Source organism: Monashia sp. NPDC004114 (assembly GCF_053603855.1).
This window is the reverse complement of sequence record NZ_JBSGGK010000007.1, coordinates 74,337-95,331: the sequence shown is the minus strand read 5'-3', so window position 1 is coordinate 95,331 and position 20,995 is coordinate 74,337. Positions and strand designations below refer to the sequence as shown.

Sequence of the window (20,995 nt, the reverse complement as noted above, 5' to 3'; positions counted from 1 at the left end):
TCAGCCGAGCCCTGCCCGCCCGCGCAGTGTCGGATCAGCCGAGTCCGCGGCGCCGGAGCAAGGGTTCGAGGTCGGCATCGCGCCCGCGGAACTCCCGGTATGACTCGAGGGGGTCGGCGGACCCGCCGATGCCGATGACGTACGTGCGGTAGCGGTCGCCGTTCTCGCGTGTCAGGCCGCCGCTCTCCTTGAACCACTCGACCGTGTCCGCATCGAGGACCTCGCTCCAGATGTAGGCGTAGTACGCCGCGTCATAGGAGTAGGCGAACGAATGCGCGAAGTACGGAGTCGAGTAGCGCGGTGGCACAACGGGATTCGCAAGCCCCACGCGCTCCAGCGCGGCCGCCTCGAAGGTGCCCACGTCGTCGACCGCAGCCGCCTCCTCGACCGACAGCGCGTGCCAGGCCTGGTCGATGAGGCTCGCCGCGAGGTACTCGCTCGTGGCGAAGCCCTGGTTGAAGGACTCCGCAGCGAGGAGCCGGTCGACGACGTCCTGGGGCAGCGGCTCGCCTGTCTCGTGGTGCACGGCGTAGCTCGCGAGGACCTCGGGCCACAGCATCCACATCTCGTTGACCTGGCTCGGGAACTCCACGAAGTCGCGGAAGACGCGAGTGCCCGCGAAGTGCGGGTAGGTGACCCTGGCGAGCAGGCCGTGCAGCGCGTGGCCGAACTCGTGGAACAGCGTCCGGGTCTGGTCGTAGGTCAGCAGGGTCGGCTCCCCGGCGGCCGGCTTGGGCACGTTGAGGTTGTTGCACACGACGGCATACGGCTGCTCGAGAAGGTCGTTCTGGTGGACGAGGCTGTTCATCCAGGCCCCGCCCTTCTTGGTGTCGCGCGTGTAGAGGTCGAGCAGGTACAGCCCGAACGGCGCGCCGTCCTGCCGTACCTCGAAGACGCGTACGTCGGGGTGGTAGCCGACGAGGTCGTGACGCTCGTGGAAGGTCAGCCCGTAGAGGCGACCGGCTGCGAGGAAGACCCCGTCGTGCAGCACGCGCTCGGCCTCGAAGTACGGCCGCATCGCCGCCAGGTCCACGTCGTAGGTCGCGGACCGCACCTGCTCGGTCCAGAAGGCCCAGTCGTACGCCTCGATAGGGCCACCAGCCTTGGCCTCCAAGGCTTCCCGCTCGGCGTCGGCGTTGCGGCGTGCCGCCGGAGCGAGCCGACCGAGCAGCTGCGCCACAGCGTCCGGGGACCCGGCGGTCGAGTCGGCCAGTGCGGCATGGGCGTGCGTCGGGAAGCCGAGCAGGCGCGCCCGCTCGGCCCGGAGGCGCACGATCTCGAGAACCAGATCGCGCGTGTCACCGGCGCCACCCCGGCCGCCCCTGGCGACCTGCGCCTCGTGGATCCGGCGGCGCAGGTCACGGTCGGTGAGGACGGCCAGATGCGGGTGGCCGGTCGGCAGCACCAGCGTGACGAGCCAGCTGCCCTCATGCCCGTGCTCCTTCGCCGCCTCGGCCGCGGCGGAGACCTCCCCGGCGGTCAGGCCGTCCAGCAGGGCGACGTCCTCGACGAGGACGGCCAGGTCGTTCGCCTCGGCGAGCAGGCGCTTCTCGAACTCCGTGCCGAGGGAGCTGAGGCGCTCGTTGTAGTCACGCAGGCGCTGCTTGTCGTCGTCACCCAGGCCGGCACCGGCGAGCGTGAACTCGGTGACGTACCGCTCGACGAGGCGGCGCGCCTGCGGGTCGAGGGTCTCGCCACCGTCACGCACCGCGACGAGGCGCGCGAGCAGCCCTGAGTCGAGGCGGATCGCGTCGGAGTGTGCGGTGAGGCGTGGCGAGTACTCCTCGTCGAGCGCCTGGACGCCCGGCGTGGCGTGGGCGGAGGTGATCCCGAAGAAGGCGACGGTCACCCGGGTGAGCAGCTGCCCGCTGCGTTCGATCGCCGCCACGGTGTTCTCGAAGGTCGGCGGCTCCGGGTTGTCCACGATCGCGGCGACCTCGGCGAGCTGCTCGCTCATGCCGCGGTCGAGAGCAGGGCCGTAGTGCTCCTCACGGATCCGGTCGAAGGGCGGGAGCGCGAACGGCAGACTCGAGGGCTCGAAGAACGGGTTGTCGGACGTCGCGGGCGGTGCGCTGGTCGGCTCAGACATGACCCCGACCCTAACCAGGCTCGGTCCCCGGTGGAGCGTGGGTCAGAAGGAGAGCTCGGCTTTGACGACGCCGACGAGGCGGTCCGCCAGGAGCCGGGCCTGGTCGCCGTCGGCGGCCTCGACCATGACCCGCACGACCGGTTCGGTGCCCGACTTGCGCAGGAGCACGCGTCCGCTGGCGCCGAGCTCGCCCTCGGCGGCCTTGACGGCGTCCGCGACGACCGCGTTGGCATCGAGGGCGGACTTGTCGACGCCCTTGACGTTGACGAGCACCTGCGGGAAGTGCGTCATGATGCCGGCGAGGTCGGCGAGGGTCCGTTGCGTCTGGGCCACCCGCGAGGCGAGCATGAGCCCGGTGAGGGTGCCGTCGCCGGTCGTGCCGTGGTCGAGCATGACGACGTGGCCGGACTGCTCGCCGCCGAGCGAGAACCCGCCGACCTTCATCGCCTCGAGCACGTAGCGGTCACCGACGGCCGTCTGGAGCACCTTGATCCCCGAGGCCCCGAGGGCCTGGATCATGCCGAGGTTGGACATCACGGTGGCCACGAGGGTGTCGCCACGCAGGACGCCCTGCTCCTTCATGGCGAGCGCGAGGATGGCCATGATCTGGTCGCCGTCGACCTCGTTGCCCGCGGCGTCGACCGCGAGGCACCGGTCCGCGTCGCCGTCGAGGGCGATGCCGAAGTCGGCCCGGGCCGCGATGACGGCCTTCTTGAGCTCGTCGATGTGTGTCGAGCCGAAGCCGTCGTTGATGTTGATGCCGTCGGGCTCGCAGCCGATGACGGTGACGCGCGCTCCGGCCTCGCGGAAGGCCCGCGGGGCCACCTCGTAGGCCGCGCCGTGCGCGGCGTCGATCACGATGTGCAGACCGTCGAGACGGTGCGGCAGCACGGAGAGCAGGTGCGCGACGTAGCGGTCGGCACCGTCGGCGAGCGGCACGATGCGGCCCACATCGCCGCCGACCGGGCGCTGCCAGTCGTCGCGCAGCCGGGACTCGATCTTGTCCTCGAGCTCGTCGGCCAGCTTGTGCCCTCCGCGGGCGAAGAACTTGATGCCGTTGTCGGCCATCGGGTTGTGCGAGGCCGAGAGCATGGCCCCGAGGTCGGCGTCCTGCTCGCCGACGAGGTAGGCGATCGCGGGCGTGGGCAGCACGCCGGCGTCGCGCACGTCGACACCGGCCGACGCGAGTCCGGCCATCGTCGCGGCGGTGAGGAACTCACCGGACGCGCGCGGGTCGCGGCCGACGACCGCAACCGGGCGATGCCCGTTGAACTCCCCGACCTCAGCGAGCACGTGGGCCGCGGCGACCGAGAGGTCGAGCGCCAGCTCAGCGGTGATGTCCTGGTTCGCGAGCCCACGGACGCCATCAGTGCCAAAGAGTCGAGCCACTTGGATGAGAGCCTTTCTGCCTGGCACCGGCGCGTGGGAGGGAGCGCGTGCCGTCGAGGAGAACTTACTCCAGCAAAGCCGAAAGGCCCCGAGGCACTCGGGGCCTTTCGAGCGGGAGCACACCGGGCAGCATACGGACAAAAGCGTCGTATGCGGCTGGTGCGGGCTGAGCGACTGGCGCCAGGCACATGGCCTGGCGCCAGCGACGCATCAGCGCTTGTGGAGCCAAGCGACGATGCTCGGCGCCAGCCGAAGCATCAGCGCTTGTGGAGCCAAGCGACGATGCTCGGCGCCAGCCGAAGTATCAGCGCTTGGAGTACTGCGGAGCCTTGCGGGCCTTCTTGAGACCGGCCTTCTTGCGCTCCGGGACGCGGGGGTCACGGGTGAGGAAGCCGGCCTTCTTGAGGGCGGGGCGGTTGAGCTCGGTGTCGACCTCGTTGAGCGAGCGGGCGACGCCGAGGCGGACCGCGCCGGCCTGACCGGAGGGGCCGCCGCCGTGCACGCGCACGAGGACGTCGTAGGAGCCCTCGAGCTCGAGGATCGTCAGCGGCTCGCGGACGATCTGCTGGTGCACCTTGTTCGGGAAGTAGTCCTCGAGGGTGCGGCCGTTGATCTTCCACTCGCCGTTGCCCGGGACGATCCGGACGCGGGCGATGGCCTGCTTGCGGCGGCCGGTCGCCGAGCCGGGGGTCGAGACCTGGCGCGCGCGCTTGGGCTCGCCCGAGGCGGACGCGTCGGACTCGGAGGTGTACTCGGACAGCTCCGGCTCGTCGGTGTCGAGGACGTCGTCGTTGATGATGTCAGTCACGTGTCAATTCGCTTTCTACGCAGGCCGCAGGGGCTTACTGCGCGACCTGGGAGATCTCGAAGGGGACGGGCTTCTGGGCGGCGTGCGGGTGCTCCGCGCCGCGGTAGACCTTGAGCTTGGAGAGCTGCTGGCGGGCCAGCGAGTTCTTCGGGAGCATGCCGCGGACGGCCTTCTCGATGGCCTTCTCCGGGCTCTTCGCGAGCAGCTCGGTGTAGGAGGTCGCGCGCAGGCCGCCCGGGAAGCCCGAGTGGCGGTACGCCTTCTTCTGCTCGGCCTTGGCGCCCGTCAGGGCAACCTTGTCGGCGTTGATGATGATGACGAAGTCGCCGGTGTCGACGTGCGGCGCGAACTGCGGCTTGTGCTTGCCGCGGAGCAGGACCGCAGCCTGGCTGGCGAGCCGGCCCAGCACGACGTCGGTCGCGTCGATGACGTGCCACGTGCGAGTGACCTCGCCTGGCTTCGGGGTGTACGTGCGCAATGGAGTCTGCCTTCGTTGCTGTGGTTTGAGCTGCGGTATGCCGTGTGGCCGGGCCCGCGCCGACGTCCGCGTCGCTCCCGGCCCATGGTCAGGGCGAGGCGGGCGGCTGGGCGCTCGATGCCGGTACGGCGCAACAGGAATCAAGTTTACGGGGACGCGAGCCGTGGCCCAAATCGCGGCAAGATGGCGGCAGAACCGGCTCTGACCTGCACAGATGACCGTACACATTTTTCGTGCATAACTCTTGTGCAAACAGACTGTGCAAAGGTAGTGTGCACACTATGGCTGCACAGGACCCACCCCAGCACCCCCCAGCAGGAGCCCCTGGCGGCCCTGCCACCCCGGGCGACGACAACGTCTGGCTCACCGCCGAGAGCGTGCGGGTGCTCGCCCACCCGCTGCGCTCCCGGCTCCTCGGGGCGCTGCGGCGCGGTGGTCCCGCGACCGCGACCGACCTGGCCGCCGAGCTCGGGACCAACTCCGGCGCGACGAGCTACCACCTGCGCAAGCTCGAGTCGGTCGGCCTGGTCCGCGACACCGGTGAGGGCGAGGGCAAGCGACGACTGTGGCGGGCCGCGTCGGAGTACACCGCCTGGAACCCCAGCGACTTCGCGGGCGACGAGGACGCGGAGACCGCGCTCAACTGGCTGACCCGTGACTATGCGCGGCACTTCAGCGAGCAGTACGACAAGTGGCTCGACGTCTCGACGACCTGGCCGACCTCCTGGCAGGACGTGTGCGGTTCCAACGACGGCGCCGTCCTCGTCACGGCAGAGGCCCTGGGTCAGATGCAGGACGAGATGTGGGAGCTCATCCAGAAGTACCGGCGGGTCGGGCAGGGCAACCCGCAGGCCCGCCGGATCGCCGTGTACGCCTTCGCCTTCCCGATCGACCTCGACCGCCCGCCCACAGGAGGTAGTGCCCGATGAACGCCGCACGTTCCGATGTCCTGTCACCGACCGCCGCCCGGCGGGTCTTCCTCACTCTCACCTTCACTCGCTGGTTCCCGGTCGGTCTCGTCGTGGGGCTGCTCACGCTCTGGCAGCTCGAGCGCGGGCTCACCGTCGCCGAGGCCATGACCGTCACCTCGGCGGCCGGGCTCGTGGTCTTCGCGCTCGAGCTGCCGACGAGCGGCTTTGCCGACGCGTTCGGGCGCCGGCCCGTCTTCGTCGTCTCCGCCGTCGTCAACGTCCTGGCCAGCACCGTCCTGCTGCTCGCTCACTCGTTCTGGGCGTTCCTCGCATCCGCCCTGCTCATGGGTGTCTTCCGTGCACTCGACTCCGGGCCGCTCGAGGCGTGGTTCGTCGACACCGTCCACGCGACGACGCCGGACGCCGACGTCGACGGTGCTCTCGCTGCTCAGGGGACGATCGTCGGCGGCGGCATCGCGGCCGGGGCGCTGCTGTCCGGTGCGCTCATCTGGTGGCACCCGTTCGCAGCGGCCTCGGCACTGGTCCTGCCGATTGCCGTGTTCGTCCTGCTCAACGTGCTGCACCTCGTTGCGGTGCTCGCGCTCCTCCGCGAGCCGCGCACTGCGGAGCACGTCGACCGGTCGGGAGCCCGACGCGCGCTGGCCTCGGCGAAGGATGCGCCGGTCGTCGTCCGCGACGGGCTCGGCCTCCTGCGGACCAACGCAGCGCTGCGCGGCATCGTCACCGTCGAGATCTTCTGGTCGGTCGCGATGATCGTCTTCGAGACGTTCCAGCCGATCCGCCTCGCCGAGCTCGTCGGTGGCGAGGAGCGTGCGGGCGCCATCATGGGGCCCGTCGCGGCGGCCGGGTGGGCGGTGTTCGCGGTCGGTGCGGCACTCTCCGGCTGGTCGAGCCGCCGGGTCGGCGTCGCCCGCACCGCGATCCTGGCCCGGGTCCTCAACGGGCTCGGCGCGGTGGTCATGGGACTCGTGGCCGGGCCGGCAGCGCTCATCGCGGCATACGGCGTGACCTACCTGCTGCACGGCTCGGCGGGCCCCGCCCACGCGACGCTGCTCCACCGGGAGGCCCACGCGCGCAACCGCGCCACCGTGCTCTCGATGAACTCGATGGTCGCCTCGGTCGCGTTCGGCGTCGCTGCTCCCCTGCTCGGTCTGCTTGCAGAGAGCACGAGCACCCAGATCGCGATGGTCGCGGCCGGAGCGTTCAGCGTCGGCGGAGCCTGGTTCTACCGAGCGGCCCTACGGGCCGAGCGAGCGCGCGGCACGGCGCCCGCCCCAGAGGCGCTGCCCGAGCAGGCGCCCGACGTGCAACCCGAGCAGGCGGCCGATGGCCCCGTCGAGCAGACCGCCGACGTCAGGATCGCCTGAACCGGCGCCATCCGGACGCCCTGCCCTGTGACGGAGCGCCCACTCGACCGTCCCGAGGCTGAGCGCCCACTCGACCGTCGAGTGGGCGCTCCGTCGCATCCGCGGCGTCCGCACCCACGCCTACCCGCGGCGTCGAGTGGCCGCTCCGTCGCATCCGCGGCGTCCGCACCCACACCTACCCGCGGCGTCGAGTGGCCGCTCCGTCGCATCCGCGGCGTCCGCACCCACACCTACCCGCGGCGTCGAGTGGCCGATGCGTCACATCCGCGGCGTCCGCACCCACGCCTACCCGCGGCGTCGAGTGGCCGATGCGTCACATCCGCGGCGTCCGCACCCACACCTACCCGCGGCGTCGAGTGGGCGCTCCGTCGCATCCGTGGGCTCAGGCGGATGGGCTCGTGGCGTCGTCGAGGTCGGCCAGGTCGTCGGCGGTCGGCTCCCACAGCCCCGCGCGGACGTTCTCGAGCACCTGCTCGGGCCGGGTCGCGCCGGCGATGACCGACGCAACCGCGGGCTGGGCGGCGAGCCCGCCGATCGCGACGTCCACCAGCGCGAGGTCGCGCTGAGCGGCATACGCCTCGAGGCGCTCGATCGTGTCCCAGTCGGCCGCCGCGAGCCGGTCGGCCATGCCGGCCAGGCGCGTGCCCTGGGGCGCTGCCTCCCCGCGGCGGTACTTGCCCGTGAGCAGGCCGGACGCGAGCGGGAAGAACGGCAGGAGCCCGACGCCGACGTGCGCGCACGCGGGGACGAGCTCGTCCTCCACGTCGCGCTCCAGCAGGGAGTACTCGTTCTGTGCCGACACGAACCGCGTCGTGCCGCCGGCCCGAGCGGTCCAGTCGGCGTCGACGACCTGCCAGCCGCTGAAGTTGCTGCTGCCGATGTAGCGCACCTTGCCCTCGCGCACGAGCTCGTCGAGAGCGGCCAACGTCTCGTCGATGGGCGTGACCGGGTCCGGCCGGTGCAGTTGGTAGAGGTCGATCCAGTCAGTGCCAAGTCGGCGCAGGCTCGCCTCGACGGCTGTCCGGATGTAGCGGCGCGACCCGCGCACTCCCCAGTCGGGACCGTTGACCCCCTGCATGTCCATGCCGAACTTCGTCGCCACGACGACGTTCTGCCGCTCAGGCCCGAGGGCGAGCCCCAGCATCTCCTCGCTCGCGCCGAGGCCGTAGATGTCGGCGGTGTCGAACAGGGTCACGCCCGAGTCGAGCGCTTGCCGCACCACGGCTGTGGTGGCCTCCTGGTCGATCCGGCGGCCGAAGTTGTTGCAGCCGAGGCCGACCGTCGAGACGGTGAGGCCACTGTCGCCGAGCTGCCGGTAGGTCATTTCGGAAGTCGTCACGTCTCCCAACGTAATCGGACGGCCGTATGCCGCGTGGCCCGGTTCTGCGATCGCGCCCGGTTCGCGACGTCTGTGACGCAGCGGCCACTCGACAGGTGTGGCTCGGGCCAGGGTGGGAAGACGCGGCCGCTCGACACGTTGGGGGTGGGCCACGGTGGGAGGAAGCGGCCACTCGACGGGAGGGCACCGTGGCGATTTCACCTCGAGAGACCCCGTCGTGACACGCAGGCACCACCGATGTCGATTTCTTGCGCGGGTTTTGCATTCCCTTTGCCTCCGCTTGCCGCTAGATTCAGGCTCGTGACACGACGACTGGCCGAGGTGGCCGCACGCGCAGGGGTCAGCGAGGCCACCGTCAGCCGGGTCCTCAACGGCAAGCCGGGCGTCTCCGACGAGACCCGCTCGACGGTGCTCACGGCCCTCGACGTCCTGGGCTACGAGCGGCCGTCCAAGCTGCGGGGCGAGCGGGCCCGTCTCGTCGGCCTCGTCCTGCCCGAGCTGCAGAACCCGATCTTCCCCGCGCTGGCCGATGTGCTCGGGTCGCGTCTTGCGCAGCACGGCCTCACCCCGGTGCTGTGCACGCAGACGATCGGCGGCGTCACCGAGTCGGACTACATCGACCTGCTCCTCGAGCAGCAGCAGGTGGCCGGCATCGTGTTCGCCGGCGGGCTCTACAGCCAGGCCGATGCCGACCACTCCCACTACGAGCGGCTGATCCGCCGCAACCTGCCCGTCGTGACCATCAACGCGTCCATCGACACGCTCCCCTTCGCCCGCGTCGTGTGCGACGACGGCATCGCCATGGAGCAGGCATGGGCGCACGCGGAGTCATTGGGGCACAAACGAATTGGTCTCGTCATGGGACCGGACGACCATCTCCCGTCCAATCGGAAGATCGAGACAGCGCGCATCGTCTCGGCCAGGGCGGGTACGCCCATCGAGGACGAGCTCGTTGCCCACAGCGACTACTCCCAGCAGAGTGGTCAGGCCGCGGCCACGCGGCTGCTCGGGAAGGGGGCCACCGCCCTGATCTGCGCCAGTGACCCGATCGCCCTCGGCGCGATCCGCGCGGTCCGTCGGGCTCATCTCGAGGTCCCGACGGACGTGTCGGTCATCGGCTACGACGACTCCGCCTTCATGGGCTCGGTCGACCCGCCCCTGACGACCGTGCGCCAGCCCATCGAGGCGATGGGCCGAGCCGCCGTCGCGGCTCTCGTCGCCCAGATCGGCGGCGCCGACGCGGTGTCCGACGAGCTGCTCTTCGAGCCCGAGCTCGTCGTCCGCCGGTCGACCGGTCCGTGCCGGGCCTGATCACGCAAGTCGCGAAAATAACTTTCATCTGTCAAATTCTTGCGGCGCTCTGTTCGCTTCTCTATGGTCGCTGTCGTCGGGCACCTGCCTGGCACGAACTCGACGACGAGGCGGGCCCAACACGTGAGCACCAGTCAGCTGCACCGACCGACCGAAGCCATCGCGTCGTCGGCCGACTGGTGGCGGGGTGCCGCCATCTACCAGGTCTACCCACGCAGCTTCTCCGACGGCAACGGCGACGGCACCGGTGACCTGGCGGGCGTGCGCGGGCGGCTGCCCTACCTTCGCGACCTCGGCATCGACGCGATCTGGTTCACTCCGTGGTACCCCTCCCCCATGGCCGACGGCGGCTACGACGTCGCCGACTACCGCGACATCGACCCGCTGTTCGGCGACCTCGCCGAAGCCGAGGCCCTCATCAGCGACGCGCTCGGCTACGGAATCCGCATCATCATCGACGTCGTCCCGAACCACGTCTCGTCCGCGCACCGATGGTTCCAGGCCGCCATCGCAGCCGGGCCCGGGTCCCCCGAGCGCGAGCGGTTCTGGTTCCGCGACGGCCGCGGCCCCGGTGGCGACGAGCCGCCGAACAACTGGGTCTCGGAGTTCGGCGGCGTGCCGTGGTCACGCCTGGTCGCCGCCGACGGAACTCCCGAGCAGTGGTACCTGCATCTGTTCGCCTCCGGCCAGCCCGACCTCAACTGGGAGCACCCCGACGTCCGGCAGGAGCACGAGGAGGTGCTGCGGTTCTGGTTCGACCGCGGCGTCTCAGGGATCCGCATCGACTCGGCTGCCCTGGTGTCCAAGGACTCCGGACTCACCGACGTCGCCGACGGAGTCGCCCCGGGCACCCACCCCTACACCGACCGGGACGAGCTGCAGGACATCTACCGCAGCTGGCGCACCATCGCCGAGTCGTACGGCCCGGACCGGGCCCTCATCGGCGAGATCTGGCTGCCGGACGTGGAGCGCTTCACGCGGTACCTCCGCCCCGGCGTGCTCCACACCGCCTTCAACTTCGAGTTCATGGCCGCTCCGTGGGACGCCGCCCGGCTCCGGGACTCGATCGACCGGACCGTATCGGCCCACGCACAGGTCGGGGCACCCCCGACGTGGGTCCTGTCGAACCACGACGTGACCAGACCGGTGACCCGCTACGGCCGCGCCGACACAGCATTCTCATTCGACACCAAGCGGTTCGGCACCACCACCGACCTCGACCTCGGGCGCCGCCGGGCCCGGGCAGCCGTCCTTCTCGCGATGGCTCTTCCCGGCGCCTACTACCTCTACCAAGGCGACGAGCTCGGCCTGCCCGAGGTCGAGGACATCCCCCTCGAGCTGCTCCAGGACCCGATGCACTTCCGGTCCGGCGGAGTGGATCCCGGCCGTGACGGCTGCCGCGTGCCCCTGCCGTGGTCAGGGGCGAGGCCGCCCTACGGCTTCAGCCCCGACGGGGTCACCACCTGGCTCCCCCAGCCGCAGACCTGGGCCGAGCTCACCGTCCAGGCGCAGTCGTCCGACCCGGCCTCGATGCTCTCCCTCCACCGCCGGGCGCTGCTCGTCCGCCGAACCCATCCCGACCTCGGCGACGGGCCGATGGACTGGCTCGCTTCGGCACCCGACGTCCTGGCCTTCCGCCGCGGCTCCGACTTCGCCTGCGTCGTCAACCTCTCCAGTCAGGCTGTCGGCCTGCCACCTCACGCCGCGTTGTGGCTGGCGAGCGCCCCCCTCGAGGACGGGCGGCTGCCCACTGACGCCACCGCCTGGCTCCGCCTCGCCCACTGAACGACACGAGCCGGCATACCCCAGCAGTTCACGAAAACCGTTCGGCACCAGCACGATTCACCAGCAACACCAGCGCAAGGGAGCGTTAGAAATGAACTCAGCACGATTCCGGGGCCTGGCGGCCGTCGTCGCCATGGCGTCGGTGACCGCCGTCGCCGCGTGCAGCTCGTCGAACGGGTCGTCGGACTCGTCGTCAGGGGGCAACACAGTGACGATCAGGGTCGAGGGTTGGCGGCCGGGCGACAAGCAGCCGACGATCGACGCCGTCAAGGCGCAGGCCGCAGCCTTCAACAAGGCCAACCCGGGGATCGTCGTCGAGCCGGTCGAGTGGGAGTGGAAGGCCGAGACGTTCGCCGCCCAGCTCGCCGGCAACCAGCTGCCGACGACCTTCCGGGTGCCGTTCACCGACACCAAGGGTCTCGCCGAGCGCAAGCAGATCGCCGACGTCACCGACCTCGTCAACAAGCTGCCTTATGCGAGCAAGTTCAACCCGAGCGTCCTCGCCGCGGCCAAGGGGCCGGACGGCCGGATCTACGGAATCCCCACCGAGGCCTACGGCGTGGGGCTCCACTACAACCGGGACTTGTTCAAGCAGGCCGGGCTCGACCCCGACAAGCCGCCCACCACGTGGGACGAGGTGCGTGCGGACGCCAAGCAGATCGCCGACAAGACCGGGCAGGCCGGCTACGTCCAGATGACCAAGGACAACACCGGCGGCTGGATGCTCACGACCCTCACGTACAGCCAGGGCGGCCGCATGGAGCAGGCGTCCGGTGAGCAGGTCACCGCGACGGTGAACAATCCGGGCACCAAGGCCGGCCTCGAGCTGCTCAAGGCGATGAAGTGGCAGGACAAGTCGATGGGCAACAACACCGTCTTCGACTGGGGCTCCATCAACACGGCGTTCGCGGCCGGCAAGGTCGGCATGTACATGAGTGGCTCCGACGTGTACAACGCGCTGGTGACCACGAACCAGATCAAGCCCGAGATGTACGGCCTCGCGGCGCTGCCGCTGGTGACGAGCCCCGACGCCGGCATCCTCGGCGGGGGCTCGGTGGCCGCCGTCAACGCCAAGGCGAGCGCGTCCGAGCAGGAGGCAGCGGTGAAGTGGAACGACTTCTACCGGATGCGCAAGCTCGTCGACGAGGAGGCGGCCGTCGCGGACGCGAAGGTGCTCTCCGACGCCAAGCAGCCGATCGGCACGCCGAGCCTGCCGATCTTCGACAAGGCCACGTGGGAGGAGTCGCGCACCTGGATCAAGGACTACATCAACGTGCCCGAGGCACAGATGACGTCGTTCACCGACAACGTCTTCGACCAGAACCTCGTCGCCGAGCCCGCCTCGCAGACCCAGGCCCTCTACGCCCTGCTCGACTCGGTCGTGCAGAAGGTCCTCACCGACCAGAACGCCGATGTCGACGCGCTGCTCGCCTCGGCCAACGAGCAGGCCACGAAGCTGCTCTCCAAGTGAGCCGACCGCTCACTCCCCCAACCGAACTCACCTCATGAGCGATGTGACCACGCAGCCCAGCTCCGGACGCCGCACCCCGCGGCGTCCGGCGCTGGGCGGACTCGTCTTCCTGCTGCCGATGCTCCTCGTCTTCGGCCTGTTCTCCTGGTTCCCGATCATCCGGTCGTTCGTCATGAGCCTGCAGGAGACCAACCTCGTCGAGCCGGCGACCTGGGTCGGCATGGACAACGTCAGGGCCGTCCTCGAGGACCCGCTCCTGCCGGTCGCGATCAAGAACACGGCATACTTCGCGCTGCTGGCGCTCGTCATCGGCTACCCCGTCCCGCTCTTCCTCGCCGTGGTCATGAGCGACCTGCGGCGCGCACGGGGCCTGTATGCCGTGCTCGCCTACCTCCCGGTCGTCATCCCACCGGCTGTCGCGGTGCTGCTGTGGCGAGTGTTCTACGACGCGAGCCCGACCGGGGTCTTCAACACGATCCTCGGCTGGTTCGGGCTGGGGCCGGTCCAGTGGCTCGAGTCGACGTCGATGGTGATGCCGTCGCTCGTCATCGAGGCGACGTGGGCGGCGGCCGGCGCCACGGTGATCATCTACCTCGCGGCCCTCGTCTCCGTGCCGCCGGAGCTCTACGACGCTGCGGAGGTCGACGGGGCGGGCGTGTGGCGCAAGGTGTGGCACGTGACGATGCCGCACGTTCGCGGAGTCATGCTCATCACGTTGATCCTGCAGATCATCGGCACTACTCAGGTCTTCCTGGAGCCATACCTCTTCACCGACGGCGGGCCGGACAACGCCTCGCTCACGGTGCTGCTGCTCGTCTACCGGTATGCGTTCGGCAACACCACCGGCGGCGCCTACGGTGAGGCAACTGCCTTGTCCCTCATGCTCGCCGCGTTCCTCGCCATCCTGTCCGCGGTCTACTTCCGCCTGACCCGGTCGTGGAGCTCGTCATGACGACTGCCACCCAGCTGCCCGCGCCCACCTCTGAGCCATCGCCGGATGCCCCCGAGGGTGCCGCCGCGGGCGACAGCGGCCGGCGCGTCCGCGGGCACCGTCGCCGGCGGCCGAGCGAGGCCGAGGCGCGCGGCATCACCTCCACCCAGGAGCGCCGCCAGCCCCGGACGCGCACCCTCCGCGGCGCCGTCAACGTCGGGCTGCTGGTGTTCCTCGTCGTGGCAGCGCTCGGCCCGATCCTGTGGCTCGCGAAGTCGGCCGTGACACCGACCCAGGACACGCTCCGTCAGCCGCTTGCCTTGTGGCCCAACGGAATCGATCTCGAGAACCTGTCGACGGCCTGGAACGAGCTCCATCTCGACATGTACTTCGTCAACACGGTCGTCATCGCCGTCGGCTCCTGGCTGGTGCAGATGGTCGTCGCGACGACTGCGGGGTACGCACTGTCGGTGCTCCGGCCGCCCGGCCACCGGATCGTGTATGCCGCGGTGCTCGCGACGATGTTCGTCCCCGCGGTCGTGCTGCTTGTCCCGCTCTACCTGACGATCCTCGACATCCCGTTCGCGCACGTGTCGCTGGTCAACACCTGGTGGGGTGTGATCCTGCCGGCCGGTGCGAGCGCGTTCAACGTGGCCGTCGTCAAACGCTTCTTCGACAACCTTCCTCGCGAGATCATCGAGGCCGCGCGCGTCGACGGAGCGGGCGACTACCGGCTGTTCTGGAACATCGTGCTGCCGATGTCGAAGCCGGTTCTCGGGGTCGTCTCGGTCTTCGCGATCCTCGCGGCCTGGAAGGACTTCATCTGGCCGCTCATCGTGCTGCCCGACCCGAGCAAGCAGCCCCTGTCGGTTCGCCTGCCGGCGATCTCGGGATCGACCGAGCTCGACGTCTTCCTCGCCGCACTGCTGATCAGCTCGGCAGTGCCGATCGTGTTCTTCCTGCTCTTCCAGCGGGCGTTCCTCGGCGGGGGTCTCGACGGCGCCGTCAAGGGCTGACCTCCCGTCGAGTGGCCCCTCCGCCACACACCCCACCCCTCGAGTGGCCCCTCCGCCACACACCCCACCCGTCGAGTGGCCCCTCCGCCACACACCCCACCCGTCGAGTGGCCCCTCCGCCACACACCCCACCCGTCGAGTGGCCCCTCCGCCACACGATTCGTGTGACGAAGTGGCCACTCGACGAGGAGAGGCAGATGGGATCAGGCGGCCACTCGAGGGTGGTCGGATCCTCAGCTGGGCTGGACGAAGACAGCGACCGTCCGCGCAGGCACGGAGAACATCGAGGTCGAGGCGTCGTATGCCGCCTGCTTGACGACACTGTCGGCCCCGGTTGCCTGGACCGGGCTCAGCTGCACCGCTCCAGCCAGTCCGGGGACCTGCTGCGACACGGCATCCGGTGATGCGTTGAACACGACGACGAGACCGCGCAGCGCCGGGTCGGCGTCGCTGCCCACCGTGTCGTCGATGCGCATCACGATGACACCGCGCTTGGCCTCGGCCGTGCCGGACACCGGGAAGCTGACCTTGGCGTTGATCGCGGCCGCGGTCCCGAGGCGGAACAGCGGCGTGCTGAACCGGAGCCGCAGCAGGTCCTGCGCCATGGCCGAGGCCGTCTGGACGTCGGTCGCCGCCGGCTTGAGGGCCGGGTTCGCGAGCAGCGGCTTCATGAAGGTCCACTTGGACTCGTTCGACCCGGCCGGCGGCAGGCCGTGGCCGAAGCCGTTGTCCGCGCCGGTCCAGTCGAGGCGGTTGAACCAGTCACCGCTGTCGTAGGAGTTGCGGTCGAGCGACTTGCTGCGGAGCAGGTCGGCGCCCGCGTGCCAGAACGACGGGGTCTGCGCGAGGGCCGTCGTCGCGAGCGACAGCGTGTTCATCCGCACGCGGTCACGCATCGATGTGGCCACCGGCAGCTTGTACGTCAGCGAGTCGAAGAGCGTCTCGTTGTCGTGGGCATCGACGTACGTCACCACCTCGTCCGGCTGGTCGGCATACCCGGCCGGTGAGCCGTTGTAGTCGACCTGGGTGCCGTTCACGACGTTCCCGCTCGCCTGGCTCCGGAACGAGAAGGACCGCAGGTTCCCGGCGAGGCCGAGCTGCACGAGGTCGGTGTCGTGAGCCAGGCCCGCGACGGCGTCGCCGTTGGTCGCAGCACCGTTAGGGTCGGTCGCCTCGCCAGAGCCGAAGCCCTGCTTGCGCGGGTCGTCGTCGAACGGCCCGCCGCCGCGCACCGCGTCGCGGAGCCGGTCGGAGAAGGTGCCGATGCCGGTGCCGCCGAGCTGGCCCTGAGTGGCCTGCTCGAACAGCGCGTTGCCGGCCACCTCGCCGAAGTTCCAGCCCTCGCCGTAGAGGTAGATCGACGCGCCGTCGACCCCGTCCCGCGCCAGAGTCAGCTGGTTGAGGGCGCTGCGGATGGCGAGCATGTTGTCCCGGCTGTGGTGCCCCATGAGGTCGAAGCGGAAGCCGTCGACCTTGTAGTTACGTGCCCACGAGACGACGGAGTCGACCATCAGCTTCTGCGCCATGGCGTGCTCGGTCGCGATGTTCTGGCAGCAGGTCGAGGTCTCGACCGCACCGGTCGCGTTGAGCCGGTGGTAGTAGCCGGGCACGACCTGGTCGAGCACCGACTTGTCGTCCTCACCGGACGCCGCGGTGTGGTTGAACACCTGGTCGAGCACGACGCGCAGGCCGTCCTGGTGCAGGGCGCCGACCATCGTGCGGAACTCGGCGACTCGCGTGCCGCCGTCGGCCGCCTCGGCCGTCGAGGCGAAGGAGCCGTCGGGCACCGACCAGTGGTAGGGGTCGTAGCCCCAGTTGAAGGCGTCCTTGCTCGCGACCGCGCCGACGCACTGCTGCTGCTCCTGGCTGTCGGGCGCGTACGACGCGAGGTCGCACGCCGGCTGATCCTGCTTGGCCGGGTCCTCCTCGATCGAGGCGATGTCGAAGCTGGGCAGCAGGTGGACGGTGTTGAGCCCGGCTGCGGCGAGAGCCTTGAGGTGGGATCGGCCGTCGCCGTTCTGCGCGAAGGCGAGATAGCTGCCGCGCAGGCTCGCCGGCACCTTCGCGTCGGACATCGAGTAGTCGCGGATCTGCAGCTCGTAGATGGTCGAGTCCACACCACGGGCGAGCTTGGGCGACGGCGTGGCCTTCCACGCCGACGGCATGTATGCCGGGTCCTTGAGGTCGACGGCCACGGACCTGGTCGAGTTCAGCGTCAGCGCAACGGAGCTCGGGTCGGTGACGCGGTTCGTCTCCACCTTGCGGGTCGTCGGTGCCCACACCTTCACCTCGTAGAGGTAGCGATCCCCCTTCGCCGAGGACCCGAGCGTCGCGGACCACGAGCCGTCGCTGCCCCGGGTCATGGCCGTGCGGGTCGCAGCGGACACGGGCGCGTTCGCGGCCGCATCCTTCGGCCAGGTCAGCAGGGACACCGACTGTGCGGTCGGCGCCCAGAGCGAGAACCCGACGCCACCCGAGCCGAAGGTCACGCCGAAGGAGCGGGAGCCCGCCGACGCGGCATACATCGTGTCGAGCGCGATCGCGGTCTGTGCCCCCGTGGCGTCGAGCAGCTTGCCGGTGGGGTCGTACATCCCGACGGCCACCTGGCCCTTGAGGATCTCGGCCATGGAGGGCTTGGTGCTCTGGTCGACCCGCAGCGCGAGTGCGCCCTTGAGCTCCGGGTGCGCCGCGAGCAGCGCGGCCGGAAGGCCCTTCGATTCGCGCACGAGGCTCACGACCGAGCCGCCCGTGACCGCCTCGGCGTCGAGGCCGAGCCCGCCGGTGGGCGACCAGTGCAGGCGCCAGCTCAGCGTCGCCGGGTCGACGCCGGCCGGGAGCGCGCTCGCCGGCCACGCCACGAGGTCGGGACCGACGATGAACGCCTTGGCCTTGCTCAGGTCGGGCGTGGCTCCTGCGCGCGACGTCTTGACCGACATCTGGTGGGTCGACAGGACGTAGGTGATGGTGGTGACCACACCAGCGCCCGGCACCGAGAAGGCGACGTTCGGGCCGTCCTTCGCGCCACCCGCGCCGTAGTTCTCGGACCACGAGAGCTTGTGGGCGATCTTGAACTCGTAGCTGCCGGCCGGGATCTCGCCGGACCACGTGTACGTGCCGTCGCCGTCGGAGTCCTGCAGCCAGGACCGCATGCAGTCGGGCGACCAGTCTCCCGGACAGCCGATCTCGCTCTGGAAGCTGCCCGGGGCCGTGATGATCGGGTCCTGTGCGTCGCTGGTGACCCAGTGCGTGCGGTGGTCGTAGTAGAACTTCGTCTCGGTGCCGGGGTTCTTGTAGGCGATGTTGCCGCCGCCGCGCACGGCTCCGGCCCCGTAGTTCTCGTCCCAGCTCTTGTTGATCGCGGCCTTGTACTCGTAGTCGCCGGCCGGGATCGTGATGGCGCCCTTCCAGATGTCGTCCTTGGGGTCGCGGGTCAGCTGCGCCTGGGCGCAGTCCGGCTGCCAGTCGCCGGGGCAGCCCATCTCGGAGTTGTGGCTGCCCGGGATCGAGACCGCGTCCGGCTGGACGACCGGCCCGGTGCCCCCGCCACCGCCGCCGCCCGCGGCCTGGGCGTCCCCGACCACGCCGTAGGTCGAGGTCGCGGAGATCCGGCCCTCGATGTCCTTGGCCAGCATCCGGTACTCGACGAGCGTGCCCTTGGCCAGGCCCGTCACATCCTGGAACACGCGGTACGGCGCGTTGTCGTCGGTGCCGATCGACGTCCACGCGGTCGTGCCGACGGGGCGGTAGAGGAAGGTGACCTCCGCGAAGGCGTTGCCCGGGACGGCTGCGCCGATCTCCGCGCGGCCGCCGACGGTCCCGCCGGCTGAGGGGGACACCGGGTAGACGGTGGTCGCCGACTCAGGAGCGTGGAAGGCTGTCTTGCCCTTGAACACCGCGACGGACAGTGGCGGGATGGTCACCGTGACCCGCCCGGCCTTGTCGGAGACCACGCCGTCGGCGCTGCCGTAAAGGCGCTGGAAGGTCGTCTGCGGCGAGTAGGTCGAGAACGTCGCGCTCTTCTCGGTCGTCGCGTTGTTGGCCACGACGAGGTACTCGCGGTGGGCAGCCTTGTCGATCCGGCTCATCGCGTAGATGCCGGCCGAGTCGGACGAGTAGCGGTGGATCTGCGCGCCGTCGGCGAGCGCAGGGTTGGCGGCGCGCAGGGCCGCGAGCTCCTTGATCTGCTGGTAGAGAGGGACGTTCGTCGAGTAGTGCGAGCTCGTGCCGGCCAGCTCGGTGCTGCCGATGATGTCGTCGTCCTTGTAGATCGGCGTCTGCGTGCCGAACATGTCCTGGCGAGCGCGCTTGTCACCGATGTCGGTCGACGGCCCCGTGAAGCCCTGCTCGTCGCCGTAGTAGACGACGGGGTTGCCGCGCGAGAGGTACATCAGCGACGTGGCGAGCTCGGTGCGGGACAGCAGGTCGGCACGCTGTGCCTGGTCGTTCCGGTCGTATGCCGCCGGCTTGAGCATCGCGCCGATGCGGCCCATGTCGTGGTTGCCGAGGAACGTCGTCAGCTCGTAGGCGTTGGAGTCGAGGTCGGTGTAGTAGTCGTCGCCCTCGAAGAGGTCGCGGACGCCGGTCGTCTCCTTGCCCTGGGCGAAGCGGAGCGCCGCGTTCTGGAAGCCGAAGTCGAGGGCGGACGGCAGCTTGCCGGTCGTCGTGAACTGGCTGACGTACGCGGGGTTGCTGTCGTAGACCTCACCGAACATGAAGAAGTCCGGGCGCCCGATCTCCTTGGCGTGGTTCAGGATTCGCGGTGCGAACGACTGCCAGAACTCCATGTTGACGTGCTTGACCGTGTCGATGCGGAAGCCGTCGATGCCGAAGTCGACCCACTGCGCGTAGATGTCGCCCATGCCCTTGGCGACGTCGGGACGCTCGGTGAACAGGTCGTCGAGCCCGACGAAGTCGCCATAGGTCGCGGACTCACCGGCGAAGGTGGAGTCGCCGCGGTTGTGGTACATCGTCGGGTCGTTCAGCCAGGCCGGGACCTTGACCGTCTTGTCCGCCTCGGTGCGGAAGACCGGCTTGTACGGGAAGGACGTCGCGGCGTCGAGCTCCGGGAAGCAGGTCGGCGGCGCCTGTCCGGCGGTGCAGGTCGGCTTGCCCGCGACCGCGGCGTCGTCGAAGACCTTGCCGTCCTTGTCCTTGTAGGGGCTCGCCTCCTTGGTCACGTAGCCGTGGTTGCCACCCTCGTAGTCGACGACGTCCGCGGTGTGGTTCGTGATGATGTCGAAGTAGACCTTCATGCCCTTGGCGTGCGCGGCGGCGATGAGGTCCTTCATGTCCGCGTTGGTGCCCAGGTGCGGGTCGATCTGGGTGAAGTCCGTGATCCAGTAACCGTGGTAGCCGGCGCTGGCGTCCGAGCCGGATCCCTGGACCGGGCGGTTCTTGAAGGACGGGGTGAGCCAGATCGCCGTCGTGCCAAGGCCCTTGATGTAGTCCAGGCGCTGGGTGATGCCCTTGAGGTCGCCGCCGTGGTAGAAACCCTCGTCCGTCGGGTCGAAGCCGGTCTCGAGGCGGCCTCCGGTGAGCCCGCCCGTGTCGTTGCTGGTGTCGCCGTTCGCGAACCGGTCGGCCATGACGAAGTAGAAGCGCTCACGCGTCGAGAGGTTGCGCAGCGAGTCGCCGGCCAGCGCGGCGTCCGCGTCGGTCGCGGGCCCGGACAGGGTCGCCGGCGCGACGGTGATCAGGTGGCTCTTGTCGTCGTACGAGAAGCGGAGCTTCGCAGGCCCCTGCAGCACGAGCGGGAGGTTGGGCCCGTTCTTGACGCCGTCGGCGCCGTAGTTCTCGTCCCACGAGTGGTTGATGGCCACCTTCAGCTCGAACTTGCCTGCGGGCACGTCGAACTCGCGGACGTATGCCGTCGAGCCGGGTTGCGGGGTCAGCTCCGTCGCCGCGCAGTCGGGCTGCCAGTCGCCGGGGCAGCCCAGCTCGTCCTGGAGCGAGCCGACGAGGGTGACGGTCCGCGGGTCTGCCGCCCGGGCCGTGGTTCCGGTGAGCGGCACCACGAGTCCGGCGAGGACCAGGGCCGAGATGCTGACTGCGGACAGTGCCGGGCGTCGGCGCATGCGCA

The 20,995-nt window shown here is 69.9% G+C and carries 13 protein-coding genes; 7 read left to right on the top strand and 6 right to left on the bottom strand.

What is annotated here, in order from left to right; all coding sequences use genetic code 11:
• Nucleotides 1-34: 34 nt before the first annotated feature.
• From ACWEOW_RS11055 to rplM, 4 genes are all read right to left on the bottom strand, one after another.
• Entirely contained in the window at nt 35-2,089 is a 2,055-nt protein-coding gene (locus ACWEOW_RS11055; RefSeq protein ID WP_452269238.1) for a M3 family metallopeptidase, read from the bottom strand.
• Between the two features lie 42 nt (nt 2,090-2,131).
• Nucleotides 2,132-3,478 carry a phosphoglucosamine mutase gene (gene glmM, locus ACWEOW_RS11050; RefSeq protein WP_452269237.1) on the bottom strand — a complete coding sequence of 449 codons (1,347 nt, stop codon included), beginning with the start codon at nt 3,476-3,478 and terminating at the stop codon, nt 2,132-2,134.
• Nucleotides 3,479-3,782: 304 nt separating this feature from the next.
• Nucleotides 3,783-4,286: a 30S ribosomal protein S9 gene (gene rpsI, locus ACWEOW_RS11045; protein ID WP_452269236.1), complete on the bottom strand. Its 504-nt coding sequence runs from the start codon at nt 4,284-4,286 to the stop codon at nt 3,783-3,785.
• 34 nt (nt 4,287-4,320) lie between these two features.
• Nucleotides 4,321-4,764 (bottom strand): 50S ribosomal protein L13, encoded by a 444-nt coding sequence (gene rplM, locus ACWEOW_RS11040; RefSeq protein ID WP_452269235.1) that lies wholly within the window; start codon nt 4,762-4,764, stop codon nt 4,321-4,323.
• Nucleotides 4,765-5,045: 281 nt separating this feature from the next.
• Between rplM and ACWEOW_RS11035 the strand changes: the two genes are divergently transcribed.
• Nucleotides 5,046-5,693 carry a winged helix-turn-helix domain-containing protein gene (locus tag ACWEOW_RS11035; protein ID WP_452269234.1) on the top strand — a complete coding sequence of 216 codons (648 nt, stop codon included), beginning with the start codon at nt 5,046-5,048 and terminating at the stop codon, nt 5,691-5,693.
• A complete protein-coding gene (locus ACWEOW_RS11030) occupies nt 5,690-7,063 on the top strand; it encodes an MFS transporter (RefSeq protein WP_452269233.1) in 1,374 nt (457 codons plus the stop codon). The genes ACWEOW_RS11035 and ACWEOW_RS11030 overlap by 4 nt, the downstream gene beginning before the upstream one ends.
• A gap of 382 nt (nt 7,064-7,445) precedes the next feature.
• Here the strand turns inward: ACWEOW_RS11030 and ACWEOW_RS11025 are convergent, their stop codons facing one another.
• On the bottom strand, nt 7,446-8,387 hold the full coding sequence (locus ACWEOW_RS11025; RefSeq protein ID WP_452269394.1) for an aldo/keto reductase: 942 nt from the start codon (nt 8,385-8,387) through the stop codon (nt 7,446-7,448).
• A 315-nt stretch (nt 8,388-8,702) separates the two neighbouring features.
• On the opposite strand from ACWEOW_RS11025, the gene ACWEOW_RS11020 reads away from it, so the two are divergent.
• The 5 genes from ACWEOW_RS11020 (at nt 8,703) to ACWEOW_RS11000 (ending at nt 14,916) form a co-directional block, all read left to right on the top strand.
• A complete protein-coding gene (locus ACWEOW_RS11020) occupies nt 8,703-9,713 on the top strand; it encodes a LacI family DNA-binding transcriptional regulator (RefSeq protein WP_452269232.1) in 1,011 nt (336 codons plus the stop codon).
• 63 nt (nt 9,714-9,776) lie between these two features.
• A complete protein-coding gene (locus ACWEOW_RS11015) occupies nt 9,777-11,498 on the top strand; it encodes a glycoside hydrolase family 13 protein (protein ID WP_452269231.1) in 1,722 nt (573 codons plus the stop codon).
• A gap of 91 nt (nt 11,499-11,589) precedes the next feature.
• Nucleotides 11,590-12,969, top strand: a complete 1,380-nt coding sequence (locus ACWEOW_RS11010) for an ABC transporter substrate-binding protein (RefSeq protein WP_452269230.1) — start codon at nt 11,590-11,592, stop codon at nt 12,967-12,969.
• A gap of 34 nt (nt 12,970-13,003) precedes the next feature.
• Nucleotides 13,004-13,921, top strand: coding sequence for a carbohydrate ABC transporter permease (locus ACWEOW_RS11005; RefSeq protein WP_452269229.1), 918 nt, complete (start codon nt 13,004-13,006; stop codon nt 13,919-13,921).
• Nucleotides 13,918-14,916 (top strand): carbohydrate ABC transporter permease, encoded by a 999-nt coding sequence (locus ACWEOW_RS11000; protein WP_452269228.1) that lies wholly within the window; start codon nt 13,918-13,920, stop codon nt 14,914-14,916. Before ACWEOW_RS11005 ends, ACWEOW_RS11000 begins: the two co-directional genes overlap by 4 nt.
• Nucleotides 14,917-15,149: 233 nt before the next feature.
• Here the strand turns inward: ACWEOW_RS11000 and pulA are convergent, their stop codons facing one another.
• Nucleotides 15,150-20,990, bottom strand: a complete 5,841-nt coding sequence (pulA, locus tag ACWEOW_RS10995; RefSeq protein ID WP_452269227.1) for a pullulanase-type alpha-1,6-glucosidase — start codon at nt 20,988-20,990, stop codon at nt 15,150-15,152.
• Nucleotides 20,991-20,995: the final 5 nt, after the last annotated feature.